This window comes from Staphylococcus sp. FSL W8-1207, assembly GCF_038003745.1.
In the GTDB taxonomy this organism is placed as follows: Bacteria; Bacillota; Bacilli; order Staphylococcales; family Staphylococcaceae; genus Staphylococcus; species Staphylococcus equorum.
This window is the reverse complement of record NZ_JBBOPU010000002.1, coordinates 311,799-328,968: the sequence shown is the minus strand read 5'-3', so window position 1 is coordinate 328,968 and position 17,170 is coordinate 311,799. Positions and strand designations below refer to the sequence as shown.

Here is a 17,170-nt window from a genome sequence, read left to right as displayed (position 1 = left end):
AATGATATAGAGTATATAAGATTTTAAAATATGGTGAGTTAAAATTAAGTTATTGTAGAAAGGTGGGGTAAGATGTCGGAACTTTATCGTACACACAGAATTAATGAGCGTTGGGGCGTTATTATAGCTATTGTTTTTATAGCTTCGACATTAAGAGCGCCACTTACTTCTGTAGGTCCTGTAATCGAAGAGATTAAACAAGTGATGGAAATTGATAATAGTGTAGCGGGTATTTTAACTACTATACCACTGATTATTTTTGCGATTGTATCACCACTTGTCTCTAAAGTTACGTCACGCTTAACGATGTCGCGCACGATATTTTACTCTACGATATTATTGATTGTTGCGTTGTTTTTACGTATCGCTGGTGACTTTAATTTGTTTATTATTGGGACATTATTGCTGGGTATTGCCATTGCATTTGGGAATGTCGTCTTACCAAGTTATGTTAAATGGTATTTTCCAATGCAAATTGGATTAGCGACAGGTATTTATAGTGGGACGATGAATTTTACAGCTGGCTTAGGTGGGGGATTAAGTTTTCCATTATCCGAAATATCACCTATAGGATTTAGATTGTCATTATCTTTTTGGATTATCTTTGGTGTAATTGCGTTATTGTTGTGGATACCTAAAGCACGTACAGGTGCCAAATTGGAACAAGCGACAGTGGATCAGTCGAAACTAAAGACTTCAAAAAAAGTAAATATTGTAAAGTCTAAATTAGCGTGGATGGTCGCATTGACGATGGGATTTCAATCGATGGTGTTCTATACGATGGTTGCATGGGTGCCTTCAATTCTCATAGATAGAGGGTTAGAACCCACCACAGCAGGCTATTTATTGATGTTAAATCAATTCTCTCAAGTTCCTATGACTTTTATATTTCCAATTGTTGCTTCTAAGTTGAAAGATCAACGTATTTTAGTCGTGATTATTACAATATTATTCTTAATCGGATTTAGTCTGTTCTTTACACAATCACTCGTGCTATTGATTATTGGTATTGTGATTGCAGGTTTAGCTATGGGGGCATGTTTCAGTTTATGTATGACATTCTTCTCGATTCGTGCGAATACAAGTGAAGGCAGTATATCACTTTCAGGGTTTGGACAATCTGTCGGTTATTTAATTGCTGCAATTGGACCATTCCTAATTGGTTATCTGTATGATGCAACTGGAAGTTGGAATTCAGGTGTTGTCGCATTAATCATTATGTCCATTTTAATCTTTATTTTTGGCTATCCTGCTGCTAAAAATAAAGTGGTTGAAGATGAAACGTAATAAAATTCGGAAAATAAATGATAAAAAACGCGGTCGTTTGAGTTAAAAAAGCGACTGCGTTTTTATGTTAGCTTAAAAGAGAATTTTTAATGAAATTATTCATGTTCATGTATTGCTGTTTGTATTGCTTGAGCAAAGTCATACATTGCAAAGCTCCAATTACTTTGATCTTGCCTAGAATTCATAGTTAGGTCTTGGTTGTTAAAAAAGGATTGTCGTAATCCAGTCGTTAATTCTAACTGTACACCTGCATTTTGATTGTTTTTATTGACAATATTTTCGTCAGCTTCACCTTCTAAATGACTAGGGGATGTTTGTACATCGAAATCTTTAAGCTCTAATTGTTCTTCGATAGACGCTTTTAAAGCATCATCTTTACCACCAATATAAACGATAGGTGCATCGCCGTTTGCACCATGAATCATGACAGAATTTGATACTTGTTGTTGCATATCTTCTATAATAGGTTCATCAAAGTTAACTGAAGTTACATGTAAACTTGCGTTGTTCGTGGAACGTATACCTTGGAAGCTATAGTAATTATATGCCCCCTTGGTAGCAGTTAGTTTTGCTACTTCACTAGTTCCAGGTTCGATATTACCTCCGTGTATTGCTGCAATAAGCGCGTTGCTCTGGTTGTTGTTATAAGTGATTTCCCAGTCGCTACCTTCTTCGGTGTCTTCCATAAGTTCAGTCATTGACGTGTATAAATCATTGGCATAAATCGCTTTAGGAGATAAAGTAAGGAAAAAACAAAATGTTAAAAAGCATATAGTGGAAAATGAAGTGATCTTTAAAAATGAGGTGACTCTTTGATTAGAACTATACATACGACAACTCCTATTGATATTAAATCATATTTTATAAATATAATAATAGCATACAATTGTAAATGCTATAAAACATTTATAAAATCAAAAATATATGTTAGGTTGTGAAAAGTAAAAGTTCATTGTACAATAATTGTTCATGCCCTCGGGCATGATAACTAGAGGCAGGTCTGTAACATGCCCTTGGGCATGTTAACAGACTTCCTCTTAGTTACGGGCTGCCTTTTGGCGGCTCGTTATTTTTTTTGAGTGTAAAATATGTTACAATTCAAATCCTGCCTCTTAAATAAAACAATGGAGGTTTACAATTATGATAAATATTATTTCGGCGATTGGCTCACTTGGTACATTTATAATGGCACTGTTTTACTTTATATCAGTCAGTGTGCAACTGTACCAAATGAAAATCAGTTTTTTACCGGCGCTCGGTTTTAATCAAATACTGATTACTAGAGACCATGATGAATTAAACTTAAGAAATACTGCTATTGATAGTGATGAAGACCAAGATTTTTTGAAATTATATAACTTGGGTGGCGGTGCTGCTAAAAATATAAAAATAGAAATCTATCTTGGTAATCAAGACATCTTGCAAACAAAATATGTTAATATTTTACCTAGTAAAGAAGGTTATTTGTTACCGATTAATAAAGACGTTTATTCGGAAATTGAAAGTACAATTAAGAATAACGGTTATGAATCTGATTTAAATGTGAGAATAGCTTACCAGCATAATGTAAGTAGAAAAACACAAGAAATACATTTAAATGGTAAAATTGACACTTTTAATGCGTATGATGAAAAATCAATATATGAATTACAATTCTTTAACATGAACCAATAACTAAAAACTAAGAGAAGTCATAAATGTTAATAATTCATTAAAATACCCCCTTCAAAAGTAACACGAAAATGTGTTGGATTTTGAAAGGGGTATTTATTTTAAAAAAGTAATAGTTTATATGCTTTGTACGCATTATGAATTTGAATTACAATAAATGATGAAACTAAATTTTGGAGTGACAAAGATGATAAATGTTAAGGCGCCAAACCCAATATTTTTGGAAAATAATGAAGCGGAACGGGCTATATTATTATTACATTCATTCACGGGTACGGTGAGAGATGTAAAATTACTAGCCACTAAATTACATAAAGCGGGTTTTACATGTTATGTTCCTGCATACAAAGGTCATGGTTTAATGTTAGACACGTTGATGACCTATGATATTGAAGATTGGTGGCAAGATGTATTAGAGGGTTATCAATTTTTACAGGATAAAGGTTATTCAAGTATTGGTGTCTGTGGTATATCATTAGGTGGTATATTATCACTCAAATTGGCAGAGCATCAACCTATAGATGCGATAGCTATTATGTCTACACCATATCGAAAAAGTGATGCTGGTCTCTCTGGTAGATTGACTTATTATGGTCAACGTATGGGCGACTTGGTTGGTTTACAACAATCAGAGGTAGTGCAACAAATTGCGAATATTGAGCGCTATGCACCAGGACTTAATCAATTTCAAATCGTAGTTGAAGATGTGATGTCAAAATTAGATCAAATCACTGCACCCATTACTATCAAATTCGGTGAACAAGACGATGGCGCTTATGCAACGAGTGCGCGTTATATCTATGATCGTATTACACATGAACAAAAAGAAGTGAAAGGTTATGGGCCATCCAAACATTTAATGACTTATGGTGAAGGTCATATAGAAGTAGAACAAGATGTTATTGCATTTTTCGAAGATTATTAACCTTTTAGCACGAAAAAGCTTTTAGGACACTAATGCTCCAGATAAAAAATGATGATTTCTACTGAAATATAGTAGAGATCATCATTTTTTTACCTATTTACAACAATGGGACAAAAAGCGAATTTAAATTTAGGCTTATATTCGCTTTCTTTTACCGTAATCTTATCTTGGAATAAATTTTAAGTTCTCCAAAATGTTGAACAATCGGCTTTATCATCAATGTTGAATTGAATTATATCTTTTAATAATCTGTAATCGACCTCTTGAGTCCATTTTATTCGAAATAGATTGTTCGTTTGTGAGTAACCAGCGGCATCAATACGTTCACTAAATTCAGTCATGCCTTTCGCTTCAGGTGCAATTGAAAAGTGTTGTTTTGCTTTACTAAAAGCGAGAATAAAAGTACCGTGATCTGTGAACATAGGCTGGTTCCATTTTATGGTTGTCTCAAGATTAGGAAAGGTTTCTGAAATCCAATTGAAAATCTCAGTCATTGTTTTTTTGTGTTTATCATTATCTATAGTTTGTAAAAATTCATTGAAATTATCCATGTAATATCCCATCCCCTTTTAAAAATATAACTAAAATAAATTTATTTGCATAATATCCATTTTAGCAAAGCTAATTATGACAAACCATCATAAAGCAAAATAAGAAAAGGCTATGACAGCGAAACCAATATTATCTCCAGCTCGCTTGTATAGAAACACAATGAATTTATAACGATTTTGCTGGTTTATTTTTTAAGAGAAAATCTATTATTAATCCAACGATAAGTAAGACTATAAATGGTATGAGCCAACTTAATTGAATATCAGAGAGTGGTAACACTTGATATAACGCATTCAGTGGTTGGAATAATTTGAAATCATTGAGTATCTGTAACACTGAAATAATTAAAGTCACGATAGTAGGAATGATAAACGCAAATTTCATTTCAAATGGAATAAAAATACTTACTAATGAAATGAGTACCAATACAATCGACGTTGGATATATAAATGTTAACAAGGGCACTGCAATTTCTAATATCAGTTCTAAACCTAATGTTGAAACTAAAAAGCCTAATAATGAAAAGATAAGCACGAAAATTTTATATGATACTTTCGGTAATTTTTTCATCGCAAAGGCCGCACATGCATTTACTAATCCAACACAAGTAGTTAAGCAAGCCAATATAACGATGATGCCAAATAATAGGTTGCCAAATGAGCCAAATACACGTAACGAATTAAAAGTTAAAATTCCTGTGCCATCTTTAAAGCCAGCTTGAGTTGTTGTAGCACCTACATAAGCCAGTGCAAAATAGATGACTAATAGTAAAATAGCAGAGATCAAACCAGCTTTAATTACGTTTTTAACGAGTGTTTTTTGATCGGTAATGCCGTTCATTTTGAAGCTTTGCACAATCACAACAGAAAAGGCTAGCGCAGCCACAAGATCCATCGTGAAATACCCCTCTAAAATACCTGATACGAGTGGAGTTTGTGCATAATCACCACTTGGTTGGCCAATTGAACCTTCTGGATTTATGATTACTAGAATACATAAAATAGCTATAATAAATATTAAAATAGGTGTAAGGTATTTACCTAAATTATCTATAATACGATTTGGATATAATGCGATAAAATAAACAATTAGGAAAAATATTATTGAAAATACGATTAATGTAACATGATTATGTACTGGTAAAACATGATTTGTTCCAATTTCGTACGCAACATTTGCAGCACGTGGGATACCATATAATGCACCGATAGATAAATAAATAAAGATAGCAAAGATTGTCCCAAAAATAGGGTGGACTTTGTTACCAATACTTTCAACGCCGCCATTCATATAAGCTACGACGATTACTGTAAGATAAGGCAATAAGATGCCTGTTATAGCGAATCCAGTCATAGAAACCCACATATTTTCTTGAGCTGTATAACCTAACATAGGTGGAAATATTAAATTTCCGGCTCCAAAGAAAAATGAGAATAACATTAGACCAGAAATTAAGATGAGTCTGTTCATTTCTAATACCTCGATTTAAAGGAAATTTACTTGCACAAAACGTAAGCAACTTTAACATATATTTCTTGTTAATTCAATAAGATGTCAGATAATTTTCAATATTAAAAGTATTGTGTTTTATAAACGTCATAAAATGTTCAATGTAACAGAAGGCTCTCATGTTTTGTCTTAAGATACATAGTGCGCACCAACAAAGGAAATTTATATTGAGACAATCACTGAAAAATGTTATAGTAATTGCTATGTTACTAAAACGCTTTAACGCAATGAAGTTTTGTAAAACACAAAGGATGTAAAATTATGAGTAAACAATCACAATGGAAGTCATCGACGGGCTTCATTTTAGCAAGTGCAGGATCTGCTATAGGGCTAGGAGCAATGTGGAAATTTCCATATATGGCTGGTATGTATGGCGGAGGCGCATTTTTATTAATGTTTTTAATATTTACGATAGTTGTCGGACTACCTCTATTAATGATGGAATTTACTGTTGGTAAGTTGGGGAAGACTTATACAACTGTAATTTATGAAAAGTTAACAAAGAAAAAATGGTTGAACGTTATTGGATGGAACGGTAATTTAGCTGTATTCATACTATTTGGCTTTTATAGTGTGATAGGTGGTTGGATTATCATTTATATATTTAACGTTGCACTTCAAATATTAACCCTTAATGGTAATCAATTAGGAAGTATACAGTTTGAATCTATTATTAGTAATCCTTTCTTAACGATTACTGGGCAAGGCATCTTTATATTGTTAACGATGTTTATTGTGATGATGGGTGTTGAAAAAGGTTTAGAAAAAGCCTCTAAGTTTATGATGCCACTATTGTTTATCTTTTTAATTGTTATTGTTATTAAATCTTTAACGCTTGAAGGATCATTTGAAGGACTAAAATACATTTTGCAACCACGCCTAGAAGAAGTTTCTATGGAGGGTGTCTTATTTGCACTTGGGCAATCCTTCTTCACATTATCATTAGGGACAACAGGCATGATTACATACGCGAGCTATGCGTCAAAAGAGATGACTATTAAGACTTCAGCAATTTCTATTGTAGCGATGAATATACTGGTTTCAATTTTGGCAGGTTTAGCTATATTTCCTGCGATTTCAGCATTTGGCTACAGCCCAACAGAAGGGCCTGGGTTACTATTTAAAGTATTACCAAAAGTATTTGATCAAATGGCATTTGGCCAAGGATTTTACCTAATCTTTTTAATATTATTCTTATTTGCAGCACTTACTTCTTCTATTTCACTATTAGAATTGAACGTTTCGAACTTCACAAAAAATGATAATTCAAAACGTAAGCCAGTTGCATTTTATGTAAGTATATTAGTGTTCGTAATCAGTATCCCCGCAACACTATCTTTTGGGAGTTTAGGTCATATACAATTTGCAGCAGGTACTATCTTTGATAATATGGACTTTTTAGTATCGAATATATTAATGCCATTGGGAGCATTAGGAACAACACTAGTTGTTGGTCAATTATTAGATAAAAATGATTTGAAAGCACATTTTGGCAAAGATAAACTTAGATTATTTATACCTTGGTATTACTTAATTAAATTTATTTTACCTATAGTAATTATTTTGATCTTTGTAGTACAATTCATATAAAGGTTTTAAAGAACTACTACTGCATTTATGAAGACAAGTAGTTCTTATGCAAGAGCTTTAGCTCTTGTATTCTATTTTCAAGTCCTCTTTGACGGGCTACGTTCGTACGATGAAATCTTATTAGAATATTAGATTTCTCACCCGATTCCATACTATTCCGATAGACGTCAGCGCTTTACAAAAATGGACAATTATATAAATTCATACAAAAATAAGACACTTCGTTTTAAAGATGCACCAACATAACTTTAAAATGAGGTGTTTTATGTATAAAAATTTAATATGACTCAGTTAACACTACCAATAAGGGACTGATATTTAATTAAATATCAGTCCCTTAAAGCAATTTCAGAAATTATTTTCCAGTGAATAAACCGATGATTTCTTTGATGATATCAATGATAAAGCTCATATAATTCACCTCACTTCGTTTTATTATCTTCACTTTAATATAATTGTGCTTAATTTTGTTTAAAATTTCTTATATAGTAACAAATCATTCGTAAGTGCGAATAATTCGCAAAATAAAACGACAACGCATGCAAAAGTGTTTTTCACGATTCTTTTTTTAAAATATTCAAAAATAAAAAGCATTACCATAAAGAACGGAATAAATGTTCATTATGATAATACTTTAGTTAAAGTGGGTAGAAATGTTTTAATATATTAGTCTGTGATAGCACCTTTAGAAGCAGAAGACACGAGTTTAGCATATTTTGCGAGTGTACCTCGAGTAGCTTTTGATGGTGGCGCTTGCCATTGTTGACTACGACGTTCAAGTTCTTCATCTGATACATCAAAGCTTATTTCAAGATTTTCAGCATCGATTGTAACAGTGTCGTTTTCTTCTAGTAAGGCCATTGGTCCACCTACCATTGATTCGGGTGCAGCGTGTCCGATTACGAGACCATGTGAACCACCTGAGAAACGGCCATCTGTGACTAAAGCAACAGATTCGCCTAATCCTTTACCTACTAAAATAGATGATGCGGATAACATTTCAGGCATGCCAGGTGCGCCTTTAGGACCAGCATAACGGATAACTACGACGTCACCAGGTTTAATATCGTCATTAAGAATCGCTTTTGTTGCTTTAGATTCAGAATCGAATACACGTGCTGGTCCTTTAATATAAGTTACACTTAATCCTGAAATTTTAGCAACTGCGCCTTCTGGTGCAAGGTTACCTTTTAAGATAACAAGTGGACCAGTCGCATGTTTAGGTTTATCAAAATTAATAATTTCTTTATTATCAGTTAAGCCAGATTCATTTTCTAAGTTTTCAGCAACAGTTTTACCAGTTACTGTTAGGCAATCGCCATGGATTAAGCCGTTGTCATAAAGTAATTTCATTACTCCAGGAATACCACCTGCTTCATCAAGATGTGCCATAACGTATTTACCACTTGGTCTTAAGTCAGCAATGTGTGGCACACGTTTACGAATTTTTTCAAAATCATCAAGTGTCAGATCTACTTCAATCGTATGTGCAATAGCTAATAGATGTAAAATAGCATTTGTAGAACCACCTAATGCCATAACGACTGTGATTGCATTTTCAAAGGCTTCTTTCGTCATGATGTCTTTAGGATAAATATCTTGTTCTAATAAGTTATAAACTGCTTTTCCGGCAGCTCTACTATCTTTCATTTTGTTTGTCGATACAGCTGGATGAGAGGCACTTCCAGGTAAACTCATGCCCATTGCTTCTATAGCTGAAGACATAGTGTTTGCAGTAAACATACCACCACAAGCGCCTGCGCCAGGACATGCTGCACATTCTACTTTATGTAATGCTTCTTTTTCGATTTCTCCGTTATTGTATTGACCTACGCCTTCAAATGCTGAAACGGCATCTAAATCTTTGCCGTCTAATTTACCAGGCATAATCGTGCCACCAAATACGAAAACAGCAGGCAAGTTAAGACGTGCAATACCAATCATACAACCAGGCATATTCTTATCACAGCCGCCAATTGCCACAACGCCATCTAAATTCTCTGCACTTACTACAGTTTCGATTGAATCAGCAATAACTTCACGACTCGGTAGTGAGAAACGCATGCCATCTGTACCCATGGAAATACCGTCAGAGACAGTAATGGTGTTGAAAATAAGAGGTGAGGCCCCAGCTTCACTAATACCTTGTTTAGATGCACGCGCTAAACCATCAATGTGCATGTTACATGGTGTTACTTCACTCCATGTACTTGCTACACCAATCATCGGTTTTTTGAAATCTTCATCTTCAAAGCCAAGTGCACGTAGATAGGAACGGTTAGGTGTACGACTTACACCTTCACTAATGACTTTGCTGCGTATACGCAAATCTTTTTTATCTTCTGTATGTTCTGTTTCTTTAGTCAAAAAATTACCCCCATTAATAAGTCTATATTGTATGAATACTCTGAAAATTTAAAATAATCAAATGTTTTGTTCGCTAAAAAATATTTAATACATTTTCTAATGTAACCTGCATAGGAATATAAAACGGTTATAAATTTAAAATAAAAGTGCGAGATAGGGCTGTTGAGCCATTCGTAAAGCACATTTTTTGAAAATTACACCATATATGCTAAGTAAATTAAAAAATGATATTGAATATACACAGTATCGGTATATTTCCTTCGTGTCAATATTAAAATGATTTATACAAATCATCATAACATCTATTATATGAAAGCAGAATATGAATGTTAGGTATTTATGAGACAACAATATTTTAAGGACTGGACATAAATAACATGCCATGCTCGTCAAAACAGTCTGTTTGTCTGATGCGGATTAAATCAGCTAAAATAGTATGGTACAAGTAATAGAATATCGTGTTAAAAGGAGTATCAGTAAATGACAAACTTTAAACGATTGGAAGCGTACTTAAATATTAATTCTGATTATTACAATAAAGTAGATTTAGAAACGTTGAACCATTATATTCACAAATATGTACTACATGTGCCGTTTGAAAATATTAATGTTCAAAATAAGCAACTCATCGCACTAGATGATGAAACTATGCTTCATAAAATCATTCAAGAGCATAGAGGTGGTTTTTGTTATGAACAAAATAGATTGTTTCACAGCTTTTTAAAGGAAAAAGGTTTTGACGTTTATATGGTTTCTGCAACAATTAATACAGGTAAAGAGTGGGCAATGGAAGGCTCTCATATGGCTTTGATTGTAAGTTTGAATCATCATAAATATCTTGTCGATGTTGGTTATGCGGATGTTCCTAAGAAAGCGATGCCACTTATTACAAATCAAAATGAAGTAATAGATGTAAATGGTAAGTTTCGAGTTAAACATATTGATACATATACAATTGAAATGCAAAAGTATAAAAAAGATGATTGGGAAACACAATATAGAGCAATTGATATCTCTAAAACACTTAAGGATTTTGCAGCGGGAATTGAATTTAATCAACATCATTCAGACTCTATTTTTGTTCAAAAATTATTGGTTAGTAAAGCGAAAACATACGGAAGAGTTACATTATCTAATGCACATTTAACGATAGCAAAGAATGGGGAAGTTCAAAAAATTCCAGTAACACAAAACAATTATCAAACATTACTAAGTGATTACTTTGGCATAGATGATATTCGGATTCAAACATTTGAACAGTATTAAATGAATGGGGAATCATGAAGGCGTTTATATTACGAGTAGTGCTTGTTTGTAATATGAATGTCATACAAATAATATACTCACGCGCAATTTTAAGTTGTATAATAATATAGTGAGCAATGAATGATAAAATGTAAAAAGAAATATTGGGAGGTTTACATAATTGCGTAAAAAAATAATTGCAACTGTAATAGGGACAAGCGCGATAGCGGCTGTAACTTCAGCAAATGCTGATGCTGCAACAACTTATAAAGTTAAGAGTGGGGATTCCCTGTGGTCAATAGCGAATAAATACGATATTTCAATTTCAAAGTTGAAATCGTTGAATAATTTGACGTCTAACGTTATTTTTCCTAATCAAACATTGAAAGTTTCTGGTTCAACAAGTACATCAACGAATACATCATCAGGGTCAACATATACTGTGAAATCAGGAGATACGTTATCAGGTATAGCTGCTAAACACGGTACGACTTACCAAAAAATCATGAGTTTAAATAACCTATCAAACACTAATATTTACCCGGGGCAGAAGTTGAAAGTATCGGGAACAGCTTCAACTGGTGGTTCAAGTTCATCAGGTGGGACGAGCAGCGGTAGTACAACGACATATACAGTAAAATCAGGCGATTCTTTATCAGCAATCGCTGCAAGATATGGCACGACTTATCAAAAAATCATGAGTTTAAATGGTTTATCAAATACTAATATTTATCCGGGACAGAAGTTGAAAGTATCGGGAACAGCTTCAACTGGTGGATCAGGCTCATCAGGTTCTACTGGCTATAACACGCCGATATTCAATCATTCTAATTTATATGACTGGGGCCAATGTACATATCATGTATTTAACAAACGTGCACAAATTGGTAAAGGTATTAGTACATATTGGTGGAATGCTAATAGTTGGGATACTGGTGCTGCAGCTGATGGTTACACAGTTGACCATAAGGCAACAGTAGGATCTATTTTACAATCTGATCAAGGTTATTATGGTCATGTTGCATTTGTAGAATCTGTTAATTCTAACGGTAGTATTACTATTTCAGAAATGAATTACGGTGCGTCACCAGGAATTGTAACTTATAGAACGATTCCTGCATCACAAGTAAGTTCATATAAATATATTCACTAATTTAAAAAGTGCCTCTAACGTATTCAGTATATAATACATTAGAGGCACTTTTATGTTGTTATGAATAGAAAAATACCCACAGAGTATGTTTTACTGTGGGCAGTTGAATTGTGTTACTATTTTAATACAGAAAATGACAAATTATGCTTCTTTACGTATAGATTGTACACGTTTAACAGTCGTGAATAATGTACTAGCTGCTGTAAAAGTTGAAAAAACTTTAACGAATTTACGCGGTGATTTTAATGCTGTATATAAATCGAGTATGGCGCCTGTGCCTGTAATTGCCATGCTAGCGTAAAGTAACTTTTTGTTTTTTGATTGATAGGCATACCAGTTGAAACCTTCAACTGCAATGCCTACAAAATTGATTGTGTTAGAAATACGATTAATTCTTGGTTTTTTAGCCATTCTTATTGGATCCTCCATTTTGAAAACTCATATATTGTTTAATATTATAACATTTTATAAGTTGATTATTATGTTCAATACTATGATGTAGCTCTAAATGAGATGTTCTTGAATAATAAAATATGATAACATAAGCGCAGTTAGTATGAAAATGGTACGATTATTTCCGTATAAAAATAAAAGAAGTACGTTTGGAGTGCGTAGTTATGATTAAATGTGTTTGCTTAGTTGTTGAAGAAGATGACGAACTGCTACTAGTACAAGCTAGAAATAGAGAGAAATATTATTTTCCAGGCGGCAAGATAGATGATGGGGAAACTTATAAACAAGCATTACAGAGGGAGTTGAAAGAGGAACTTCAAGTTGATGTACCGGAAATTTCGCTTGTTTATATGGATACGGTAATTGGAGATGCTTATCCACAAAAAAATGAGCAGACTGAACTGAATTGCTTTTACACAACAGCGCAGATAGATTGGTCCAAAGTTGAAACTGACCAAGAAATTACGGATATAAGATGGATACATAAGTTAGAGTATAATAAAATTGCACCTGCTGTCGTGACTTGGATCAATGAACAATTAACAGGTATAAGTATGATTCCATATAGTGCAGAACTAATTTCAGATATTGAACAAATTACTATTACGCCAGAAGACCGTCAATTTACTAAAACGCCGAAAGTGAACATTGAACTTGCACAATATGATTCGGAGCGACATCCTGTACTCGTATATAATGATGAGCAACAATGTATAGGTTTTTTTACACTGCATGAAGGTGCTGGTGTAGCGCCTTATTCGTTAAATGAAAATGCGGTGTTTTTTAGGTCGTTTAGTGTAGATGTTCACTATAGAGGGCACGGATATGGAAAACAAATTATTCAATCCTTGCCAGAATATATACACCATCACTTTCCAGATATCGACGAAATTTGTCTAGCGGTCAATGATAATAATGAAGTGGCTCAAAACTTATATCAACAGTGTCATTATAATATGGTAGGTGAAACCTTATTAGAAGGTAGACCTGTCTATATATTACAACAACAAATATAATAAATTTAAAAATGCGTCATGTAACTTAACATATAGTGTTAATTTACATGACGCATTTTTGCTATTCATTTTGGCCTGGGGTATGATTTTGACCAAAGGAGTGATTTGGATGAATATGAATGATGTTTTGTTTTTATTTTTGTGTACCTTATTAGTTTGGTTAATGACACCGGGGTTGAGTTTATTTTATGGTGGGCTTGTACAATCTAAAAATGTGTTGAATACAATTATGCAAAGTATGTCTGCAATTGTTGTTGTGACATTTGCATGGGTTATTTTAGGTTTTAGCCTGAGTTTTGGTTCTGGAGAGATATTTTTAGGCGGCTTTACGTATTTTGGTTTAAAGGAAGTTGGATTCAATACACAAGCGGATATCGCTACACATATCCCTCTAGCACTTTTCATGTTATTCCAATTAATGTTTTGTACAATTGCTGTATCGATTTTGTCAGGATCAATTGCAGAAAAAATGAAGTTTATACCTTATTTAATTTTTGTGTTTTTATGGGTCATTATAGTCTATAGTCCAGTTGCACATTGGGTGTGGGGTGGTGGTTGGATAGATCAATTAGGTGCAATAGATTATGCAGGTGGTACAGTAGTTCACATTACATCAGGTATATCAGGACTTGTACTAGCGGTTATGATAGGAGCAGGAAAAAACTTTGAAAAACGACCACCACATAATCTTATAATTACACTAATAGGTGGCATATTGGTATGGGTTGGTTGGTATGGTTTTAACGTAGGCAGTGCCTTAACTTTTAATGATATTGCGATGACCTCCTTCGTGAATACTGTGCTCGCAGCAAGTGCAGGTTCACTTGGTTGGTCTGTTATGGAATATTTTATGAAAAAAACAACAAGTTTGATAGGAATGTTATCGGGAATGTTAGCTGGTTTAGTAGCCATTACGCCGTCTGCTGGTTTTGTAAACTATATGAGTGCAATAGTAATTGCATTTATTGGCGGTGTTAGTTGCTATTTTGCAATTAATTATATCAAAGTAAAATTACAATATAATGATGCTTTAGATGCATTTGGTATACATGGTATTGGTGGCATTGTCGGTGCAATTTTAACTGGTGTATTTCAATCTCATAAAGTGAATAACGAGATTGTTGATGGAATGCTATATAGTGGGACGCTTCAAACAGTTTGGGTACAATTTGTCGCGGTATTCGTAACAGTTATTTTTAGTGGTGCAATGACATTTTTAATTGCAAAAACAATAAAATTGTTTAGTGCTTTAGGTACGGATAAAGTTGAAGATGAAAAAGGCTTAGATTATGTTGTTCATGGAGAAAGTGCTTATTTTAGTGGAGAGATAAACAAATTTAATAAGCGTTTATAATGAATTAAGAATATAAAAAGTAAAATAAAAATCACTCACCTTTTGATAAGTGCAGGTGAGTGATTTTTATTTTAATCAACTGTTTTTGTTGTAGGTGGATTTGTTTTGTGTTCCTTTTTAATTAATATTGAGGATAGCCAAGCCGTAATAGGGATACTTATAGCAATTGCAATACCTCCTAATAAAATAGAGATGAATTCTTGCGCAAATATTTTGGAGTTGATAATGTGACCAAACGAATAATTTAATTTGAAAAACCAGAAAAATAATGTGAGTTGGCCTCCAAAATAAGCAAGATAAATTGTATTAGCTGATGTGGCTAAGATTTCTCTTCCTACACGCATCCCTGAATGAAATAGTTCTTTTTGAGTTAAATCAGGGTTGGTCTCACTTAATTCGTACATGGGGGAACTAATTGTAATAGCTAAATCAATAACTGCAGCAATGACAGCAAGTACTATGGTGAAGACCATGAATTTAACCATGTCTATACCGATATTCATAGAGAAAATGTACGTTTCATCTTGTTGCTCAGTTGTGAATCCTTGTAGGTTACCAATAGATACAGACAAGTAGATGGCAGCAATCAAGATTACCGTTGTTAGAATTGTTGCGTAAAAAGCTGCTTGTGTCTTGGTATTATAACTATTAAGTACAAATAGATTACACGCTGCGATAACGATACAAAATACTAAGGTTACAAGGTAAATTGGCGCACCAAACATAATGATAACCAAGCTTATTAATAGAATGACAAAGTTTAAGAATAATGTCAGATAAGAGATGAGTCCTTTTTTACCACCAAAAATAAGCATAAGTATGAACAGTATGATACCTAAAATTGTTATTGCACTCATTGTTTAGCACCTCGCATTTTGAACCATACTTGCATCATTAATATTGTAATAGGAATTGTTAAGACAATACCAATACCACCTGTAATTGCCCGGGAAATTTCTAATGACCAATTCATAGAAATTGTGTAGGTAATGGTATTTGCATTTTTTAAATAAATAAGTAACATCGGTAAGCTTCCAGATAAATAAGAGAAAAGTAAAATGTTGGTCATCGTTCCCATAATATCTTGGCCGATATTGCGTCCGGCAAGTGCCCAACGCGTCATACTAATATTGGGTGTGCGACGTAGGATTTCAGTCATCCCACTTGCAATTGTAATGGCGACATCCATCACTGCACCGAGTGATCCAATCATTACCGATGCGAGAAAGACTTCTTTGGGTGGTAATGTTAAGAAACTCATCGTTTCAAATTTTAAGCCTTCGCCACCAGTTATTTGAATTACTAATTGTGTTAACCCAACGCATATAAATGTACCAAGCAAGGTACTGACAATAGTAATGAGTGTCCGCCATTGCCAACCAGTAACTAGCAGTAAGGTTAATATAGTAGATATGATAACTCCAATACTCATTAGACTGAATAAAGTCATAATATGAAATTGGTTATAAATATAAATCGCTAGAATGACGACGGCTGTGTTAATTGCCAAAGATAAAATGGATTGAAGTCCGATTTTCCTACCTACAAGTAGTACAGTTAATAAAAATAAACCTGTCATGGCTACTACGAGGCTATCACGCTTTTTCTCTAATATATATGCATCATTTGGATATTTATCGATATGTAGCAAAACTTTATTGTTTTCAGAAAATTTTTCACTATCTGCTTGAGATTCATAATATTCGTGTGGAATCGCTGCAGTTTGACCTTCGAATTTTCCATTTAAAATTGTAAGTTTCAATGTTTCTGTATGTTTTATATCTTTATTATGATGGTCATCCATGGTTTTAGATGTAGATTTATTTTCAATATTTGTAATTTGACCAATAGGTGTATCGTAAAACTTAGCATTTACAAATGTGAAAATAAACAACCCAATAAATATGATGCAAAACAACAATAATACCCAATTGAAAGGGCGTTTAAGTAGTGTTTTGATTGGCATCGCTCTATTTCAATCCTCTCTTTATAGACAATGCGATTATACGCGTCTCATATGTTGAATTCAACGATTTATAGGTTTGCGG

At 33.5% G+C, this 17,170-nt stretch carries 15 protein-coding genes; 8 read left to right on the top strand and 7 right to left on the bottom strand.

Translation table 11 applies throughout. From position 1 onward, the window contains the following. The first annotated feature begins 72 nt into the window (after positions 1-72). Positions 73-1,287, top strand: coding sequence for a CynX/NimT family MFS transporter (locus NSR03_RS11220; RefSeq protein WP_021339665.1), 1,215 nt, complete (start codon positions 73-75; stop codon positions 1,285-1,287). Positions 1,288-1,382: 95 nt separating this feature from the next. Here NSR03_RS11220 and NSR03_RS11215 read toward each other — a convergent pair whose 3' ends face one another. After that, entirely contained in the window at positions 1,383-1,985 is a 603-nt protein-coding gene (locus NSR03_RS11215) for a poly-gamma-glutamate hydrolase family protein (RefSeq protein ID WP_226957282.1), read from the bottom strand. Positions 1,986-2,427: 442 nt separating this feature from the next. Here NSR03_RS11215 and NSR03_RS11210 point away from each other — a divergent pair, with 442 nt between their 5' ends. After that, the gene (locus NSR03_RS11210; protein WP_002506006.1) at positions 2,428-2,961 is read left to right on the top strand and encodes a hypothetical protein; all 534 of its coding nucleotides are present in this window, start codon (positions 2,428-2,430) and stop codon (positions 2,959-2,961) included. Positions 2,962-3,145: 184 nt separating this feature from the next. Next, positions 3,146-3,883 (top strand): alpha/beta hydrolase, encoded by a 738-nt coding sequence (locus NSR03_RS11205; protein ID WP_069820973.1) that lies wholly within the window; start codon positions 3,146-3,148, stop codon positions 3,881-3,883. Between the two features lie 179 nt (positions 3,884-4,062). Here the strand turns inward: NSR03_RS11205 and NSR03_RS11200 are convergent, their stop codons facing one another. Together NSR03_RS11200 and brnQ are read right to left on the bottom strand one after the other, a co-directional pair. Further along, positions 4,063-4,434 (bottom strand): iron chaperone, encoded by a 372-nt coding sequence (locus tag NSR03_RS11200; RefSeq protein WP_002512033.1) that lies wholly within the window; start codon positions 4,432-4,434, stop codon positions 4,063-4,065. 166 nt (positions 4,435-4,600) lie between these two features. Then, a complete protein-coding gene (gene brnQ / locus NSR03_RS11195) occupies positions 4,601-5,905 on the bottom strand; it encodes a branched-chain amino acid transport system II carrier protein (RefSeq protein WP_021339667.1) in 1,305 nt (434 codons plus the stop codon). Positions 5,906-6,202: 297 nt separating this feature from the next. Here brnQ and NSR03_RS11190 point away from each other — a divergent pair, with 297 nt between their 5' ends. Then, complete coding sequence (locus tag NSR03_RS11190; RefSeq protein ID WP_172457956.1) at positions 6,203-7,534, top strand: sodium-dependent transporter; 1,332 nt, start codon at positions 6,203-6,205, stop codon at positions 7,532-7,534. A 666-nt stretch (positions 7,535-8,200) separates the two neighbouring features. On the opposite strand, the gene ilvD is transcribed toward NSR03_RS11190, so the two are convergent. After that, complete coding sequence (ilvD, locus tag NSR03_RS11185) at positions 8,201-9,901, bottom strand: dihydroxy-acid dehydratase (RefSeq protein WP_002512036.1); 1,701 nt, start codon at positions 9,899-9,901, stop codon at positions 8,201-8,203. A 480-nt stretch (positions 9,902-10,381) separates the two neighbouring features. Between ilvD and NSR03_RS11180 the strand changes: the two genes are divergently transcribed. Both NSR03_RS11180 and NSR03_RS11175 read left to right on the top strand, forming a co-directional pair. After that, positions 10,382-11,167 (top strand): arylamine N-acetyltransferase family protein, encoded by a 786-nt coding sequence (locus NSR03_RS11180; protein ID WP_021339668.1) that lies wholly within the window; start codon positions 10,382-10,384, stop codon positions 11,165-11,167. A 160-nt stretch (positions 11,168-11,327) separates the two neighbouring features. Then, on the top strand, positions 11,328-12,299 hold the full coding sequence (locus NSR03_RS11175) for a LysM peptidoglycan-binding domain-containing protein (RefSeq protein WP_002512038.1): 972 nt from the start codon (positions 11,328-11,330) through the stop codon (positions 12,297-12,299). A gap of 141 nt (positions 12,300-12,440) precedes the next feature. On the opposite strand, the gene NSR03_RS11170 is transcribed toward NSR03_RS11175, so the two are convergent. Beyond that, positions 12,441-12,710, bottom strand: a complete 270-nt coding sequence (locus NSR03_RS11170; protein ID WP_002505998.1) for a hypothetical protein — start codon at positions 12,708-12,710, stop codon at positions 12,441-12,443. Positions 12,711-12,916: 206 nt separating this feature from the next. Between NSR03_RS11170 and NSR03_RS11165 the strand changes: the two genes are divergently transcribed. Both NSR03_RS11165 and NSR03_RS11160 read left to right on the top strand, forming a co-directional pair. Beyond that, the gene (locus NSR03_RS11165) at positions 12,917-13,768 is read left to right on the top strand and encodes a GNAT family N-acetyltransferase (RefSeq protein ID WP_002512040.1); all 852 of its coding nucleotides are present in this window, start codon (positions 12,917-12,919) and stop codon (positions 13,766-13,768) included. A 109-nt stretch (positions 13,769-13,877) separates the two neighbouring features. Further along, the gene (locus NSR03_RS11160) at positions 13,878-15,122 is read left to right on the top strand and encodes an ammonium transporter (protein ID WP_002512041.1); all 1,245 of its coding nucleotides are present in this window, start codon (positions 13,878-13,880) and stop codon (positions 15,120-15,122) included. 71 nt (positions 15,123-15,193) lie between these two features. On the opposite strand, the gene NSR03_RS11155 is transcribed toward NSR03_RS11160, so the two are convergent. Both NSR03_RS11155 and NSR03_RS11150 read right to left on the bottom strand, forming a co-directional pair. Beyond that, entirely contained in the window at positions 15,194-15,979 is a 786-nt protein-coding gene (locus tag NSR03_RS11155) for a YibE/F family protein (RefSeq protein WP_002512042.1), read from the bottom strand. Beyond that, positions 15,976-17,088 carry a YibE/F family protein gene (locus NSR03_RS11150; RefSeq protein ID WP_002505994.1) on the bottom strand — a complete coding sequence of 371 codons (1,113 nt, stop codon included), beginning with the start codon at positions 17,086-17,088 and terminating at the stop codon, positions 15,976-15,978. The genes NSR03_RS11155 and NSR03_RS11150 overlap by 4 nt, the downstream gene beginning before the upstream one ends. Positions 17,089-17,170 lie beyond the last annotated feature (82 nt).

Excerpts from the sequence above, each read along its gene's own strand:
- NSR03_RS11215 (WP_226957282.1), bottom strand. The coding sequence starts at position 1,985 with ATGACTGAACTTATGGAAGACACCGAAGAAGGTAGCGACTGGGAAATC.
- NSR03_RS11150 (WP_002505994.1), bottom strand. The coding sequence starts at position 17,088 with ATGCCAATCAAAACACTACTTAAACGCCCTTTCAATTGGGTATTATTG.
- NSR03_RS11200 (WP_002512033.1), bottom strand. The coding sequence starts at position 4,434 with ATGGATAATTTCAATGAATTTTTACAAACTATAGATAATGATAAACAC.
- brnQ (WP_021339667.1), bottom strand. The coding sequence starts at position 5,905 with ATGAACAGACTCATCTTAATTTCTGGTCTAATGTTATTCTCATTTTTC.
- NSR03_RS11205 (WP_069820973.1), top strand. The coding sequence starts at position 3,146 with ATGATAAATGTTAAGGCGCCAAACCCAATATTTTTGGAAAATAATGAA.
- NSR03_RS11210 (WP_002506006.1), top strand. The coding sequence starts at position 2,428 with ATGATAAATATTATTTCGGCGATTGGCTCACTTGGTACATTTATAATG.
- NSR03_RS11160 (WP_002512041.1), top strand. The coding sequence starts at position 13,878 with ATGAATATGAATGATGTTTTGTTTTTATTTTTGTGTACCTTATTAGTT.
- NSR03_RS11170 (WP_002505998.1), bottom strand. The coding sequence starts at position 12,710 with ATGGCTAAAAAACCAAGAATTAATCGTATTTCTAACACAATCAATTTT.
- NSR03_RS11165 (WP_002512040.1), top strand. The coding sequence starts at position 12,917 with ATGATTAAATGTGTTTGCTTAGTTGTTGAAGAAGATGACGAACTGCTA.
- NSR03_RS11180 (WP_021339668.1), top strand. The coding sequence starts at position 10,382 with ATGACAAACTTTAAACGATTGGAAGCGTACTTAAATATTAATTCTGAT.
- NSR03_RS11220 (WP_021339665.1), top strand. The coding sequence starts at position 73 with ATGTCGGAACTTTATCGTACACACAGAATTAATGAGCGTTGGGGCGTT.
- NSR03_RS11155 (WP_002512042.1), bottom strand. The coding sequence starts at position 15,979 with ATGAGTGCAATAACAATTTTAGGTATCATACTGTTCATACTTATGCTT.